Origin of the sequence: Chroococcidiopsis thermalis PCC 7203 (genome assembly GCF_000317125.1) — a bacterium.
GTDB classification, from domain to species: Bacteria; Cyanobacteriota; Cyanobacteriia; order Cyanobacteriales; family Chroococcidiopsidaceae; genus Chroococcidiopsis; species Chroococcidiopsis thermalis.
Genome location: NC_019695.1, coordinates 5449402 through 5465067 on the forward strand (window position 1 = coordinate 5449402; position 15666 = coordinate 5465067).

The window sequence follows — 15666 nt, forward strand, 5'->3', positions numbered from 1 at the left end:
TCAAAAGTTAAAAGTTAAAAGTTAAAAATGGGGAGTCGGAAGTCAGGAATTGTTGACCCACTCCCTACTCCCTACTCCCTATTCACTGTTCTAAACATGACTATCGAATTTGTTAAATATCACGGGTTAGGTAACGATTTTATTTTGATTGACAATCGTGCCTCTAGCGAACCAATCGTTACGCCAGAGCAAGCTGTCAAATTATGCGATCGCCATTTTGGGATTGGTGCTGATGGTGTCATCTTTGCACTACCTGGAACCAACGGTGCTGATTACACCATGCGGATTTTCAACTCTGATGGCTCGGAACCGGAAATGTGCGGTAATGGAATTCGCTGTTTTGCCAAATTTTTAGCAGATTTAGAGGGAAGCACGAATCCTACCTCTCGCCTCCGCATTCATACTTTAGCTGGTATCATCGTTCCCGAACTCACTGCTGATGGTCAGGTCAAGGTAGACATGGGAGAACCAAGATTGTTAGCCGAGGAAATTCCGACAACTCTTGTCACTGCTGGAGAGAAAGTTATTAACCAATCTCTAAACGTTGCAGGTCAGACTTGGTCAGTTACCTGTGTCAGCATGGGTAATCCTCACTGTATTACCTTTGTTGATGATGTGGCTGCTATTCCCCTAGAGGAGATCGGACCCCAGTTTGAACATCATCCAGTTTTTCCCCAGCGCACGAATACGGAATTTATTCAAGTTACAGGCAGAGATTACTTGAAAATGCGGGTTTGGGAACGCGGTGCTGGGGCAACTTTAGCCTGCGGTACGGGTGCTTGTGCTTCCCTGGTGGCTGGAGTGTTAGCAGGAAAATGCGATCGCGTTGCTACTGTAGAACTTCCAGGTGGCTGTCTGCAAATTGAATGGTCGCACGACCAAAAACTTTACATGACGGGTGCGGCAGAGCGCGTGTTTGCGGGGAAGATCGAGTAATCTGACCGCAAAAACCCAATCGCGTATCTCTATGGCTTGACATTACCAATAAGTGTATATACACTAAAAATATGTCAGAGCAAAACGCCCAATTCAATTTAGTTCAGTTAGGCAATGTTGCTAATACCTGTACCTGTTTTAATCTCCGCAAAGCCACTCGCGTTGTGACGCAATTCTTTGACGAGCAGCTCAAGCCGAGTGGATTGTTAATCACTCAGTTTACGATATTAGTAGCGATCGCTCAAGCAGGTTCAGGAACGATCAACGATCTAGCCGATCTCTTAGTTATGGATAGAACAACGTTGACGCGCAATCTGAAGCCACTAGAAAGAGAAGGTTTTGTTGCTATTCAGCCAGGTGAGGATCGGCGGATACGGGTTGTTTCTCTGACTGCAAAAGGTCGCAATGCATTGGCTGTAGCATTGCCTTTGTGGGAACGGGCGCAAACTTCTGTAATTGATGGATTAGGTCAACAACAGTGGAATTCCTTACTGATTGCTTTGAATGATACTGTTTCTTTAGCGTATGAGAACTAATTGTACCAAAAAGCACATGCGCTCGTTCTTTCTATTTAAGTGTATGTACACTTAAATGAAAATACCACTTACATTTAGCATTCTATTCAACACAAGGAGTCTACATGAGTACGAAGAGTAACGTTAAGAACGAAACGACAGAACGCTGGTTTGTTTTAGTATTAACGATTTGGGGTGCCGCCGTATTTGTTACGGGATATTTTGGGATTCTCTCAAACATTAATACAATCTGGGTTCCACTGTTAGTTATAGCAGGTATTACTATTCCAGTTTTAGCGTACTATTTCAGTGAAGATTTTAGGTCGTATATTTGGTCTATTGACCTCAAACATCTCACGATTTATCATGTATGGCGAATTGTTGCAGCACTGATATTTTTCCATTATGGTAGCCAAAATCTGCTGCCGACACAGTTTACAATTGATGCTGGTGTTGGAGATTTAGCAGTAGGTTTATTAGTACCAATTATTTTGTTCTTAAGAGAAAGTTACACTAAGTATCTTGTATTTCACATTTTTGGAATGTTAGATTTTGCGATTGCGGTTGGTACCGGTTTCACATTTAATGTTCTACTGAACGATCCTTTAATGAGGAATGTAATTACTTATCCGATCGTGCTTATTCCCCTCTATGGCGTATGTATCACGGGGGCACTGAGCATTATGACCTTGGATAGGCTTTTGAAAAGCAAGTACTATTCTGAAAAATTGATAAATGATTTTCAAAAATAAGTGCATACACACTTAATACAATACCTGAAATTCAAGCGTAGAGTTGGTAATGCCCACTCTACGAAATTCAAGTAGAGAAGCCCTTACAATTGTTTTTTAACGAGAGGCGATCGCCAAAAACCTCTCTATCTTCTAAACTTATTTCTTGATATATTTGTTGAGTAAACTTTTCAAGAATATAATCTGTAATCAATGGACTCTGGATAAACTTTCCTCCATTTTTATCGATTAAACAACGACGGCAAAGAGAATTTAAAGTATTAACAAGCTGCTGTTTAGAGAGAATAGAAAGTAAATCGTCTTGAAGTTCTATTACCGTAACTGGTTCTCGCTCGATTGCCAGCCAATACATCACTTCCGTTTCTAAATCGGACAAGCGATTAAACTGAGAGTCTAGTAAATCTCGAATTCCATCAAGGATAAAAACTTCTGCTCTCCAGCATTGCAAAAACTGAGAAATATTACCGTCAAATAAACATTGAATAGCAGATGCAACTATTTTGAGGCTGAGCGGATTGCCACTGTAATAATCAACTAGTTGCCGCCATTCTTCAGGAGTTCCCCAGAAAGTATTAATCGTCTGATAAATAGCATTAATTTCAGTAACTTGTAGTCCAGTAAGTTGCAGCGATCGCACTGCAAGTTTTTCTCCTGAATAAGCGACAATTTCTTGAGGTGTTTCTCGGCTAGTGAGAATTAAGCAACTTTGATGAATTTCTGTACCCAAACGCTCGATTAACTCCCCATAACCTTCAAATCCTTCTCGACAACAGCCCAAGCGATCGTTGCTAGCCAGAATTGTTTCCCAACTATCTAAGATTAAAAGACAGCGTTGCTGGCGTAAATAAAAGAGTAAAAGTGAAATGCGATCGCTTAATTTTTCTGGAAGATAAAGCTCATGTCTTTGAGTCAGTACTTGAATTATGTCTGACAATAATTCAGACAGGGAAGGTGCGGATTGTAGCGATCGCCAAATCGTATAGTTACATTTATCCTGAATCTGAGCTATTAATTTAGCAGATAAAGCAGTTTTACCAATCCCACCCATTCCTACAATTGCTACCACACGACAGCGTGAACCTAAAATCCATTGTTCTAGTAAAGCTAATTCAGTACTGCGTCCGTAAAAAAGAGAAATATCAATTTCTAGTTCCAAGTTTTGGAAGTCGGGAGTCGTAGGGGCGGTTTTATCAAAAGATTCACGGCTTACGTCAATAGATTTTTGCTCAAAACCCGCCCGTACAGGGGAGTCAGGAGTCGAATAGGAAGTAGGATTTAATTGTGAATTGTATTTGGTTGGTGTAGTATTAATATCACTTGTAAATTGTGAATTGAATTGTCTGTCTGATTCTGTACGTGCAAAGCGGAAAGAATTACGTTTTAGTACGGCAACCAAATTATTTTTACTTACCTTTTCTCCCAAAACATTACTGAGAATTCGCCACAGTTGGGAGCCTGCATCTTTGAGATAACCAGCATCATAGCCAGAAGTTTTAGCAATTTCTGTGTAAGAATGTCCTATCAAAGACTGTTGCAACAAGATTTCCTGCACTTTGGATAAGTGTTTTTTTTCCAGAATTTGCTCGACAATCTTTAAGCCTAGTTCGACATCCATTATCAGTTATCAGTATCAGTTATCAATGACTAGTAGCTGGTAGCTAGCGGCTCAATGCTTTTATCTAATCACTACTCGCTGCCTAATAACTAATCAGAATAACTACTAATATTTCTTTCAGCAGTAATTTTAATATTTTGTTAATTGACAAATAGTCAGCACAAATCCATTGTTGTACCCAGTCACAAAACGCTCGTGCCATTCCGACTTCTGACTTCTGACTTCGATATGACTTTTTCTGACTGACATACTTGATGACTTTTACCGACTGTCAAAGCCAGAGCTGAGAGTTTAAGGTTTATTTCATCGGTGCATAAAGGTTGCTGCTGCAAATTGAGCCAGTCGCAAGTTTAGGCGCTGGGTACTCCTTAACTGCCTAGTTAATTCTGGTGTGTGGACGAGCTTTCAATTGTGGTGTGTGAAAGCGTTTCTGAGTGAGCAAACGGTAGCAGGAGAAACCTCACGAGAAATATCAAATAACACAGCTAATTACTTTTTTAGTAGCAAGAGGACGATCGCGACAAACTGCGATCGCAATTTGTAGGTTAATACCTGCTGAAGACGTGCATCTTCTCCTCTAACTGCTGTAAGTCAGGCTGGCACGCAAACAATCAGGAAGTATAAGTCTAGGATAGGTATGAACTCTCCCACAATCATCAGATTTTGTCAAGTTGGCGCGATCGCCGGATCTTTGTGTATTGGTATGGTGAATTTTCCCACCCAAGCACAACCAAATCCCGTACAGCAACAAGCTTCGGTTTCTGGAGTCAAAACCCTACCGAGTCAGCAGATAATTTACGTTAACTCTGCAACAGGTATAGATGCTACCACAGCAGGTAAAGACCCCTCAATTCCGTTGCGTACTATTACTTTTGCTTTACGACAAGCACAACCGGGAACCCTAATTCAGTTAGCTGCTGGTACTTACTCGGCTCGCAGTGGTGAAGTATTTCCCCTAAAACTCAAATCGGGTATAACGCTCAAAGGCGATGTTGCGACTAACGGTCAGAACGTTGTGATTAATGGTGGCGGACGCTATCTCAGCCGCACATTTGCGCGTCAGAATGTTGCTGTCGTAGCCGAAAAAGATAGCACAATTATTGGTGTGACAATTGGTAACTCCAACTTACGCGGGACGGGATTGTGGATTGAATCAACTAATCCCACCGTACAGTACAGCACCTTCACCAACAACCATCGAGAAGGAATTTTTGTGACTGGGACTGCTACACCTAAAATTGCGGCAAATGTCTTTGTGAAAAACGGTGGTAACGGCATGTCTTTGGCTAACGAAGCTCAAGGAGAGATTCGCAACAACGTGTTTCAAGACACTGGTTTCGGACTAGCAATAGGTGGTACGGCTGCACCTGTAGTCGTGGAAAACAAAATTATTCACAACAGAGATGGAATTTTTGTTTCTCAGGAAGCGCGTCCGGTACTACGCAACAACGCGATCGAAAATAATCAAAGGGATGGAATTGCGATCGCGGCTTGTTCTCAAGCACAGATCGATTTAGCTGGTAGTAACACTTTCAGTAACAACGGTCAATATGACATTCACAACGGTGGTGCTAATCCAATAGTTTTGGTTGGTGGTACGGCAAAAACCGCTCGGGAAAAACCGCAAAATCATTGCTATTAGGTCATTGGTTGACGGTTGACGGTCACTAGCCACTAGCCACTAGCTTAAATACTGCATCAAGATTTTTTCAATTTGAGCAATGCCTATGGGTTTGCTGAAGTAGTCGTTGGCTCCAGCTGCTAAAAAGCGATCGCGTTCTCCTGCCTTTACCGAAGCGGTAAGAATAATCGCAGGTAATTTTTGCCACTCTGGTTGCTGGCGCAAACTGCAAAGCAAATCCATTCCTGACACACCACCTGGTAGCTGTACGTCTAATAGCAGTAAATCTGGCTGGTAGAGATATAACATCCCCTGAAAGTTATGAGGGTGTTTGAGATGCTTGACTTGGTAGCCAACGATCTCAAAATAATCTTGCAATAGTAGGGCGCTGCGATCGTCGTCTTCTACAATGAGAATCCGTTTAGCGATTGGCGATCGACATCCGCTAGCAGGACGTTTACGGGATAGCTTTGGTTCGGTTGGTGATAGCAGCGATCGCTCCTTGGCTGGCTCTTGACGTAGATCGTTTAGGTAAGCGTTTGGCAACCATAGGGTAAATTCACTGCCTTTACCTACAGTCGAGCGGACAGTGACATCGCCGCCGTGCAACCGCGCTAACTTACGGGTTAACGATAAACCCAATCCCGTGCCTTCATACTGTCGGTTTAATCGACTATCCAGCTGTTTGAACGGCTGAAATAATAGGTTTAGCTGCGATCGCTCAATGCCTATTCCCGTGTCTGCAACCTTAAAAGCAATTCCCTGGTTGACTTGTTCTACCCGCAGCGATACTTGCCCTTTAGGAGTAAATTTAATCGCATTTGCCAGTAAATTTAATAGCATCTGCTTGACACGGCGCTCGTCAGCAATGCAGCTATCGATTTGCGGATCGATTTCACTGAGTAATTGCAACTGCTTGGCAACGGCGCGATCGCGCACGACACTCAAACAGTAAGTGCATAAATCCCGAACATTTAGCCGCACCAGCGTGAGTTCTTCCCTACCTGCTTCAACTTTGCAGAGGTCGAGGACATCGTTAATTAAAGCTAGTAAGTGTTCGCCACTGCTGTGAATGCAACTCACGTATTCTTTTTGCTTAGCATTAAGACTACCAAATAACTCTTGCCCTAGCAGCTGCGATAGCCCTAAAACTCCATTCAAAGGCGTGCGTAGTTCGTGGCTCATAATTGCTAAAAATTCGCTTTTCGCCCGACTACCTGCTTCTGCTGCTTCCTTGCTATCGCGTAAATGATTTTCTATCTGTTTGTGAATGGTAATATCTTCTACTAAAGCAATGACAAACTGAGGTCGATTCGCACTATCTCTCACTAGTGAATGATTCAGGCGACACCACACCTGACAACCATCTTTACGAGTGTATCGTTTCTCGATCTCGTAGCGATCGCGTTGACCCATGACCAGTTCGTAAAAAAGTTTGACATCTGCGGCAATATCATCTGGATGAGTGTAGTCAGTAAAACTCATTTTTAACAGTTCTTCCCGACTGTAACCCAGAATATGACACAGGGCTGGATTGCTATCAATCTGCCCTCCTTTCAAGTCTGAAAGACCGATCCCAATACTGGAATGTTCAAAAATGGCACGGAATTGCAATTCGCTTTCTTGAAGCGCCACTTTTGTTTGCTGGCGCGCGATCGCACCACCAATGCTACCCGCTGCGGCGCTGAGGATTGCTCGTTCGGTTTCCGTCCACTGACGTTCTCGATGGCAGTCGTCAAAGCCGACGAAACCCCAAAATTGACCTTCGAGAAAGATCGGCACGACTAAAATGGAGATAATCTGTTGCCGATCTAAAACTTCGCGTTCGTGCGCCGGTAAATTTTTGACGAGTCCACCAATTGGTTTACCTGCAACTAAGTTGTCATACCATACAGGAGAGCAGGTCTGATAAGACAGACTTTGCAATTCTGGATTGTCGATTTGAGCGATGACGGTAGAACTAGTCCACTCAAAACGCTGACTCATTAACAGTTCGCCCGTGCTGGGATGAAGATGATTTTCAAATACGTAAACTCGATCGACATTGCAGGCTTGACCCAAAGTTTCCAAGGCTAGGTCGATCGCAGCAGAGAAATCTGTGGTGGTTAACAGGTGATTGTTAGCGGTGGCAACAGCCGCCAACAGGCGATCGCGTTCTTTGAGGGTAGATTCTGCCTGCAACCTTTCCGTGACATCTCGTCCAATTCCTACGTAGTAAACTGGTTCTCCCGAGCGATCGCGCAGGGGAAAAGCAAATAACTCTACTGTCACCAACCATCCTTGCCGACGGCGCAGAGTCACTTCTCCCCGATAATTATCACCATTTTGCAATTGAGTAGAAATCTCCGCCACCTGTGCTTTCGACGAGAAAATTTCGTCTTTTTTCTGTCCGTACAGTTCCTCATCTTCGTACCCTAGTAGAGTGCGGTGAGCGGTGTTTTGTTCGACAAAATTGCCTTGAGAGTCATAAATTGCGATCGCGTTATTAGAATTCGCCACAATTTCTTGGTAAAGGCTTAACTTTTCCTCGGCTTGCTTCAGCTGGGATTGAGTTTGTCGCCACTGAGTTTGCCACTGCTGGCGCTCGATTGCATAGCGCAATGCCCTCAGCAATCCCTGCGCCTCTACTTCTGCCTTGACTAAATATTCCTGCGCTCCTTGGGCTAATGCTGTTTGGGCATTTTCTGCTTCGTCTTCTCCTAAAACAACAATTGGCATGTGCGGGTAAGCTAACCGCAATTGTTTGAGTTTTTGCCCAGCTCGATCGAGTTCGAGTAGGACAACACTAGCTGATTCTGTTTTGAGCTCCGCTAAAGCTGCCTGCACCCGCTCTTGCCAAACGAGTTGTAACGGGGTTTGGACTGCCCGTAGCATTTCCCGAATTCTTCGCTCCAAACTAGGCTGCCCCACTAATAATATTTTCAGTGGAGCTGGGTTTACGTGCGTTACACATTGTCGTTCAGGATTGCTCATTCAGCCCAAGAATTTTAGTAGTTTCGCAGTGAGGCAATTTTAGCTGCGATCGCCAACTCTACTTTTTATCGTGCCTCCGATCTAAATTTTTCTCAGTCGTGAAATTCTTAGTTATTTTTTCAGTCAGGTTCTTCAGCCAGTAGGTGTGTTAGTGACATTTTTCTGTATGTTTTCTTTAATTCTTTCATTAGAAAACAAATAGCTTTTTAGCGTCAAGAGGCGATATATAAGAGTTTTCCATCAACTATTCGGATGTAATACCAGAGATTGATTAATAGCAGTGCTATCTCAAGTAGAATTTGATTATAGTTAATAAATATTTGTGCTAATTGTATAATTTTTTGCTTAAAAGCTGAAGTTTAACGCTGAAGTTACAGGATTCAAGTTGAGATGTAGGAGCGACTGATGAAAAAGCAAGATCTCAGAATAGTCTCGCTGATTCCTAGTGCTACCGAGATTTTAGCAGCATTGGGTCTAACAGACGTGGTGGTCGGGCGATCGCACGAATGCGATTTTCCTCCAGAAATACTCAACCGTCCGGCTTGTACGCGGGCGCGAATTAACTCTAACGGTAGTAGCGCTGAGATTCATCAGGATGTCGATCGACTAATCCAATCAGCACTGAGCATCTACCAAATTGAAACCGACCTCTTAGAACAGTTACAGCCAACCCACATAGTCACTCAAGACCAGTGCGATGTTTGTGCCGTAAGTCTGGGTGAAGTAGAAAAAGCAGTTGCTAACCTAACGCATTCTCAACCGCAAATCATCTCTCTTCAACCCAACGTTTTAGCAGACGTGTGGGCAGATATAGAGCGTGTAGCTCAGACGCTCGGAGTCGATGCAAATAGATTAATTGAAAATATTCAGTCGCGGATTGAAGTTTGTCGGCAAAAGGTTCGCGGGCTATCGGTGTCGGAATTACCAACAGTCGTATGTATTGAGTGGATCGATCCTCTCATGGTAGCAAGTAACTGGATTCCCGAACTAGTGGCGATCGCCGGGGGTCAATCCTTATTTAGTGTTTCCGGTCAGGCATCCGCTCAAGTAAGATGGGAAAACCTGATAGCTGCCGATCCAAGTATTATTGTGGTCATGCCTTGCGGTCTTGACCTCAACCGTACCCAGGCAGAAATGTTGCCTTTAACGCAGCGCCCAGAATGGCAGCATCTACGAGCAGTTAGAAGTGGCAGAGTCTATGCTACTGACGGTAACGCTTATTTCAATCGTCCGGGTCCACGCTTAGTCGATTCCCTAGAAATTCTCGCCGAGATTCTTCATCCAGAAATATTTTCCTACGGTTATAAGGGAACTGCTTGGGAACAAGTTCAGTTACCAGTGACCAGTGACCAGTGAGCAGTTATTAGTTGCCAGTTACAGACGCTGGAGCAGGCTACGACCGTGGGTATCCGTACCGCAGGTATTTAACAAGTGGTATTGTTGAGCCAGAGCGCGTACTTGTTGAGTTTCTTTCGGGCTAGGTCGCCAGGGATGGGGATTGTTGTAGGCATAATATGTTTCTACCCCATCAATTCCCAGTTGGTTAGCAGCAGCAATAAGATCGAAAGGCGATCGCTTGTAGCGAGCTGGGTGAGCTAACACTGCTAATCCCCCTGCTTCATGGATTGCACTAATAATGCTAGCAGCACAATATGCTTCTCCGGTTGCAGTACGTCTTTGGAGATAGGGCTGCATACGTGCGTGTTGGGGATCGAATGCATATGCCAGAATATGCACTTCTGTATCTAACAATCCGGCATTAATCTCAACTCCACTCCATAACTGAGGCACGCAGTCTTCTAAATCTGGATGATGCAATTGCCATTGGGCTAAATAACGCTGAGCAGCTCGATACCCACCTATAGTATGGTGGTCGGTAATTGCCAATCCTCGCAGCCCGATTGAAATTGCTTGCTCGATCGCTTCTTCCGGTTCTAACCTACCGTCAGAATATACCGTGTGCATGTGGAAGTTGAAAGTTAGCGGGCAACTTTCAGCATCAATTGTCTGAAAAACTCTCTGCAACTGCTGGCTCAATAAATTAAAAGTCTGGGCATAATAGACAGCCATAACCGCCTCAGAACGAATAGACGTTCGTTTAATTTCTCTAACATACTGCCCACTTATATCTGTGTATCACTCGTTACCTATTCCGCAATTGGAAGTTAATTTGGAGCGATCGCAGCGATCTGGGGGAAGACTTTCTTTTCAATATGTTAAGACTAACTTAGCAAAACAATACACTTAATGGCACGATTCGGCTGATGAGAATTTTCGATGAGTCAATTCAGCTATCAGTTACCAGTTATCAGTTATCAGGGAAGAAAGGGTGTGGGGTACAAACTAATGCGTGAATTCCGAATTCCGAATTCCGAATTCCGAATTTATTACACCCATGCTACGGCAGCTTCCCAGCCCTTACCTTGGCGGATAATTTCTGGTTCGTCTGTCGTCATGTCAATAATTGTCGAGACTTCATCTTCTGGCTCCGAGCCATCATCGACGATCGCGTCTACTATGTTGTCTAGGCGATCGAATAACTCGACTCGCGATAAGTTAGCTTCAGCCGGAGCAGAGCGCCCGTTGCCATTTTGAGGCAAGTGAGCTGAGGTAGAAATAATCGGATTACCCAAAGTATTTAATAAAGCAGCACAAATTTTATGATTTGGGACTCGAATGCCCGTCGTTTTGCGCTTGGGATTTTGGACTAATTTCGGTACGAGCTTGGTGGCGGGGAGCAGAAAAGTATAAGACCCTGGGATTAAATGCCTCATAATCCGGTAAGCAGGATCGCTGACGATCGCATAAGTTGCCACATTAGAGAGAGAAGGACACAAAAAAGTTAGCGGCTTATCATTTGATAGCTGTTTGATCTGGCGCACTCGCTCCACTGCCGATTTAGAATTAAGGTCGCAGCCGATCGCGTAGACAGTATCAGTCGGATACAGCATGACTGCACCATCGCGCAGCGCTGCGATAATTTCTTCCACGGTGCGAGTTTGAGGATTGTCGGGATGAATTGTGTAGACTGTAGCCATGATCGGGGAGTAGGGAGCAGGGAGCAGGGAGTAGGGGAACAGACAAGGGAGAAAAGGGAGACAAGGGGGAGAAGTCAAAATTCAAAATTTGTCTCTCGCCACTTACCGCGCACCACTTGCCACTTCTTCTCACGCACCACTCACCACTCACTACGCACCACTAACTTATGACAAAACTAGCTTACCTCGAATGTCCTACTGGCATTGCTGGTGATATGTGCTTAGGAGCGCTGGTAGATGCTGGCGTGCCGCTAGAATACTTACAAGAACAGCTTAAGGGTTTAGGAATCGAACGAGAATACCAACTAAGGGTTGAATCCGTTCACCGTAATGGGCAGTTAGCAACAAAATTTCATGTCGATTTACTAGGTAACGAGCATCACCACCACAACCATCATACCCATCATCACGGTCGTCATTTGCCCGAGATTGAAGATTTAATCCTCAAAGCTAATTTACCGATTCGTGCTGAAGCTTGGAGTTTAGCTGTTTTTCGTCAGCTAGCTGTTGCGGAAGGAGCAGTGCATGGTATTGCGCCAGAGAAAGTCCACTTTCACGAAGTTGGTGCGGTGGATGCCATTGTAGATATTGTCGGTACTTGCTTGGGTTTAGATTGGTTGGGGATAGATAAAATTTACTGTTCTGCCTTACCCACGGGAGGCGGTACAATTAAAGCTGCCCACGGACTAATGGCGGTTCCCGTACCAGCGGTGTTGAAATTGTGGGAGATGCGCAATTGCCCGGTTTATAGCAATGGTATCCAAAAGGAATTAGTTACGCCTACGGGAGCCGCGATCGCCACCACTTTAGCTACAGATTTTGGCTCTCCACCCACCATGACGATACAGCGGATCGGACAGGGTGCGGGTTCCATTAATCTACCGATTCCTAATATTCTGCGCTTGTGGCTGGGTGTGGAGACGTTGCATGATGCGCCCCTACAAGGATCGAATACTAGCCCCTTTCTAGAGGCGATCGCGGTACTGGAAACCCAGATCGACGATCTTAACCCCCAGGCGATCGGCTACGTCTTGGAGGCGCTGCTAGCGGCTGGAGCGTTGGATGTTTTTACGCAGTCAATTGGGATGAAAAAATCTCGCCCTGGCATTTTGCTCACTGTAATTTGCTACCCTGACAAGGTGACCGATCTTGAGGCGATCGTCTTTCGAGAAACTACAACTTTAGGTATTCGCCACTATACTCAACAACGGCTGGCTTTACAGCGCGAAATCCAATCTGTAACAACCGACCACGGTACGGTGCGAGTTAAAATTGCTTGGACTGGTACAGCCACAGAGCGTCAAATTACTAACGTCCAGCCAGAATACGAAGATTGCTGGCAAATTGCTCGACGGCACGATCTCCCTTGGCGAGAAGTTCATCGATTAGCGCTGCAAGCTTGGTACGAACAGAATTCGGAATGAAAATATTTCAGAAATTTGTGCTGAGCGAATTCAGCTAAACTTAAACATACCATTTGGTATGGTATTGTATGAATATCTCAGCAAAGAAGGAGAATGTCATGAACTGGTTTCTTTTTGCTGCTGCCGTTATCTCGCTAATTACTTTCCTCGCTCATCTTTTTTGGGGTGGACGTGAGGTGGTAATACCATTACTTGACGCCTCAGATCTCCAAGAAATACCCAAGCTGACAATGTACTACTGCTGGCACATTGTGACGATCGCGCTGTTATTTTTGACCTGTACGTATGCCTGGGCTGCACTGTTGCCAACTAATATTCCTTTAGCTCTAGCTGCAACCAGTATTCCAGCTGCTTGTGCGTTGCTTAATGTGGGATTAATAACTCTACGCAGGCTAAAACCGCTTGATTACCCGCAGTGGGTATTCTTCATCCCCATTACTCTACTGGGATTTTTAGGTTTGTTCTCAACATGACCACGGCTGAACGATTGACCCGCAAAGACTGGCTCGATACTGGCTTGCAACTATTGGGTTCTGAGGGGGAAAAAGCTTTAACCATCGAACGCCTTTGTCAAGTGACCTGTCGGACAAAGGGTTCCTTTTACCACCACTTCAAGAATCACGGCGAATTTATTAACGCACTACTTGAGTATTGGCAGTCCGAATATACAAACCGAATTATCACAACCGTCGAGCAACTTGACAATCTGAGCGATCGCCGTCGAGAACTCGACCGTCTAGCAGCAGGAATAGACAGACATATTGAGCGAGCAATTAGAAATTGGTCGGGAGTCAATCGACGAGTGCAACTCGTCCTCAAGCAGGTTGACGAGCAGAGAATCCAATACTTAGTCGGCTTAATTAGTGAGATGGGACAAATTGACGAAAAAATTGCACTTGAACTTGCGATTGTTGAGTATTCTACTTTTGTCGGACTTCAGCAATTATTTCCAAATGCCGATTCTCACTGGCTAGAACAAATTTTTAATCGTTTCAACCAAATGGCTTCTGCTTACTGTGTGGCTCTTCATAGAAAAGAACTTGAGTAAATTAGTCAAGTCACTGAGTTTGTTTTTAGCAAAAAATAGGGTGAGCATAGACTCACCCTCAGCAACAGAACTTATTCAAGAAAATTAGTCAACTGCATCTCTAGCAGCTTGTCCGGCGCGGTCCAAGCTACGTTGAGTGTTTTGAGCTGCCTCGTCAGCTTTGCGTTGAGCGCTCTTGCCTAAATCTCTAGCTGTATCTTTGGCATCTTCAGCAGCACGGCTGACATTTCTGTCTGCTCCTCGTAGGGCATCAGAGGTGTTGTCTTTGATATTTTCCGTACCGCGCTTCGCGCCTTTGGCTAGGTCTTCAGCAGTACCTTTGATCTTGTCTTGGAGACTCTCGGTATTTCGGTTAACATTCTTACCGAAATCTTCTGCGTTCTCACCTTTTTTACCTAGAATTCGCTTAGTGTTTTCGCCAACATCACTTGTTTGGTCGATGACGTTGCGCTCGGCATTTTCGATTAAGGCATTAGCCTTTTTGTTAGCTGCCTTCTCTAAATCTCTGGCTCTGGGATCGACATCGCTAAATTCATTCATTGTCGGTCCTCCCTCAAACTTATTCACCACGCCGGAATCGGGAGAAGTTGCCGTACCACCTGGAACTTCTGGTCTAGGATTCTCCTGTCCTGGGACGGCTAATTTCCCAGCAGGGACATTCTGTCTTCTTCCAGTCACAACTCCTGCATCAGGACTCTTTGCTTGTACAGCACTAGAGCAAGCAGTGCTAACGAAGAGTAAAATTCCTGCCATACAGGTGACTAAAATTCGTCCCAGATGGACTTTTTTCACAGCAGTTACGATCCTGTTCATGTTAATACTCCCTTTAATTGGATAGAGTTATTTGTGAGAGCAAGATGTTTTTTGTTCTTGTTTCGCCACACAATTTTGCTACTCGATTGAAACCTATTGACCTAAAGCAGGATTGCTTTGAGCTTCTGGTCTTCTGCTACCTTCTGCTGCTTTTTCTTGAGTAAACTCCGATGCCTCTCTAAAAGCTTCTTGCACCTTTTCTAAACGGTTACCGAGCCGCTCTCCTAAATCTTCATTTCTTTGGTTCAACCCGCCTGCTTCGGGTTGTTTAAAGTCTTTCGCTGTTTTGATTGGTAATTCAGTTTCTTTTGCTGCTCTACCGGCTGGGGTTTCTGCTCCAGGGTAAAGAAGTCCTTCGCTGTTAGCTGCTACAAGCAGAGAATATCCATCTAAACTAGCGCGATTGGTTGGCGATTTATCGGGTGTCTCTTTAACTGTGGGATCGGTAGTATATTTATCTACGTTGTTGTAGTTAACCCCAGGATTTTTGTGAGGATTGTTATTGCCACCCGCTTGTACAGCAGGGTTATTAGGATTTGCACCTTGGGCTGTCGTTGCATTGCTACAAGCTGCGCTGAAGATCAGTAATACGCTGACTAGGCATACTGTCAGCACTTGGCGCAATCTTAGTTTTTTGAACAAAGTAGTTAACTTTTGCATAAAACCCTCCTATTTACTGAACCAGTCCGCCAAATGCCCTTGGTCTAAGTGCTGCAATAAACACTAGTACTGTTAATCTCAGCCGCGTGCTAAATTTCATGCTTTCAATTAGACTTACTTATATGTGTGTCAAGAGCATTTTGGCGTTATTGTATAAAGTGGCTCGAATTTGACCAACGATTGCTAATCTTAGGCATTTACGAACGATCGCTACCTCTAGCAAAGGGTGCATTTTGCAATCGCTATAGTTCAATTTGTTTCTAACTCAAGA

At 44.4% G+C, this 15666-nt stretch carries 15 protein-coding genes; 9 read left to right on the plus strand and 6 right to left on the minus strand.

Annotated elements, in window-relative coordinates:
- Nucleotides 1-96: 96 nt before the first annotated feature.
- The 3 genes from dapF (at nt 97) to CHRO_RS23695 (ending at nt 2203) form a co-directional block, all read left to right on the plus strand.
- Complete coding sequence (gene dapF, locus CHRO_RS23685) at nt 97-936, plus strand: diaminopimelate epimerase (protein WP_041462613.1); 840 nt, start codon at nt 97-99, stop codon at nt 934-936.
- A 71-nt stretch (nt 937-1007) separates the two neighbouring features.
- Nucleotides 1008-1472 (plus strand): MarR family winged helix-turn-helix transcriptional regulator, encoded by a 465-nt coding sequence (locus CHRO_RS23690; RefSeq protein ID WP_015156762.1) that lies wholly within the window; start codon nt 1008-1010, stop codon nt 1470-1472.
- 104 nt (nt 1473-1576) lie between these two features.
- Nucleotides 1577-2203: a hypothetical protein gene (locus tag CHRO_RS23695; protein WP_015156763.1), complete on the plus strand. Its 627-nt coding sequence runs from the start codon at nt 1577-1579 to the stop codon at nt 2201-2203.
- 67 nt (nt 2204-2270) lie between these two features.
- Here CHRO_RS23695 and CHRO_RS23700 read toward each other — a convergent pair whose 3' ends face one another.
- Complete coding sequence (locus tag CHRO_RS23700) at nt 2271-3818, minus strand: helix-turn-helix domain-containing protein (protein ID WP_015156764.1); 1548 nt, start codon at nt 3816-3818, stop codon at nt 2271-2273.
- Nucleotides 3819-4455: 637 nt separating this feature from the next.
- On the opposite strand from CHRO_RS23700, the gene CHRO_RS23705 reads away from it, so the two are divergent.
- A complete protein-coding gene (locus CHRO_RS23705) occupies nt 4456-5460 on the plus strand; it encodes a DUF1565 domain-containing protein (protein WP_015156765.1) in 1005 nt (334 codons plus the stop codon).
- A 39-nt stretch (nt 5461-5499) separates the two neighbouring features.
- Here CHRO_RS23705 and CHRO_RS23710 read toward each other — a convergent pair whose 3' ends face one another.
- On the minus strand, nt 5500-8334 hold the full coding sequence (locus CHRO_RS23710) for a PAS domain S-box protein (RefSeq protein ID WP_181824228.1): 2835 nt from the start codon (nt 8332-8334) through the stop codon (nt 5500-5502).
- Between the two features lie 483 nt (nt 8335-8817).
- Between CHRO_RS23710 and CHRO_RS23715 the strand changes: the two genes are divergently transcribed.
- The gene (locus tag CHRO_RS23715; RefSeq protein ID WP_015156767.1) at nt 8818-9768 is read left to right on the plus strand and encodes a cobalamin-binding protein; all 951 of its coding nucleotides are present in this window, start codon (nt 8818-8820) and stop codon (nt 9766-9768) included.
- 18 nt (nt 9769-9786) lie between these two features.
- Here the strand turns inward: CHRO_RS23715 and CHRO_RS23720 are convergent, their stop codons facing one another.
- On the minus strand, nt 9787-10482 hold the full coding sequence (locus CHRO_RS23720; RefSeq protein ID WP_015156768.1) for a PHP domain-containing protein: 696 nt from the start codon (nt 10480-10482) through the stop codon (nt 9787-9789).
- A gap of 317 nt (nt 10483-10799) precedes the next feature.
- Nucleotides 10800-11450 carry an L-threonylcarbamoyladenylate synthase gene (locus CHRO_RS23725; RefSeq protein WP_015156769.1) on the minus strand — a complete coding sequence of 217 codons (651 nt, stop codon included), beginning with the start codon at nt 11448-11450 and terminating at the stop codon, nt 10800-10802.
- Here CHRO_RS23725 and CHRO_RS32840 point away from each other — a divergent pair.
- From CHRO_RS32840 to CHRO_RS23740, 4 genes are all read left to right on the plus strand, one after another.
- On the plus strand, nt 11427-11621 hold the full coding sequence (locus CHRO_RS32840) for a hypothetical protein (protein WP_181824229.1): 195 nt from the start codon (nt 11427-11429) through the stop codon (nt 11619-11621). The genes CHRO_RS23725 and CHRO_RS32840 overlap by 24 nt on opposite strands.
- On the plus strand, nt 11618-12874 hold the full coding sequence (larC, locus tag CHRO_RS23730) for a nickel pincer cofactor biosynthesis protein LarC (protein ID WP_015156770.1): 1257 nt from the start codon (nt 11618-11620) through the stop codon (nt 12872-12874). The genes CHRO_RS32840 and larC overlap by 4 nt, the downstream gene beginning before the upstream one ends.
- 98 nt (nt 12875-12972) lie before the next feature.
- Nucleotides 12973-13347 carry a hypothetical protein gene (locus CHRO_RS23735; protein WP_015156771.1) on the plus strand — a complete coding sequence of 125 codons (375 nt, stop codon included), beginning with the start codon at nt 12973-12975 and terminating at the stop codon, nt 13345-13347.
- A complete protein-coding gene (locus tag CHRO_RS23740) occupies nt 13344-13922 on the plus strand; it encodes a TetR/AcrR family transcriptional regulator (RefSeq protein WP_015156772.1) in 579 nt (192 codons plus the stop codon). Before CHRO_RS23735 ends, CHRO_RS23740 begins: the two co-directional genes overlap by 4 nt.
- An 84-nt stretch (nt 13923-14006) precedes the next feature.
- On the opposite strand, the gene CHRO_RS30020 is transcribed toward CHRO_RS23740, so the two are convergent.
- Entirely contained in the window at nt 14007-14735 is a 729-nt protein-coding gene (locus CHRO_RS30020; protein ID WP_015156773.1) for a DUF6658 family protein, read from the minus strand.
- 93 nt (nt 14736-14828) lie between these two features.
- Entirely contained in the window at nt 14829-15395 is a 567-nt protein-coding gene (locus CHRO_RS23750; protein WP_015156774.1) for a DUF6658 family protein, read from the minus strand.
- Nucleotides 15396-15666 lie beyond the last annotated feature (271 nt).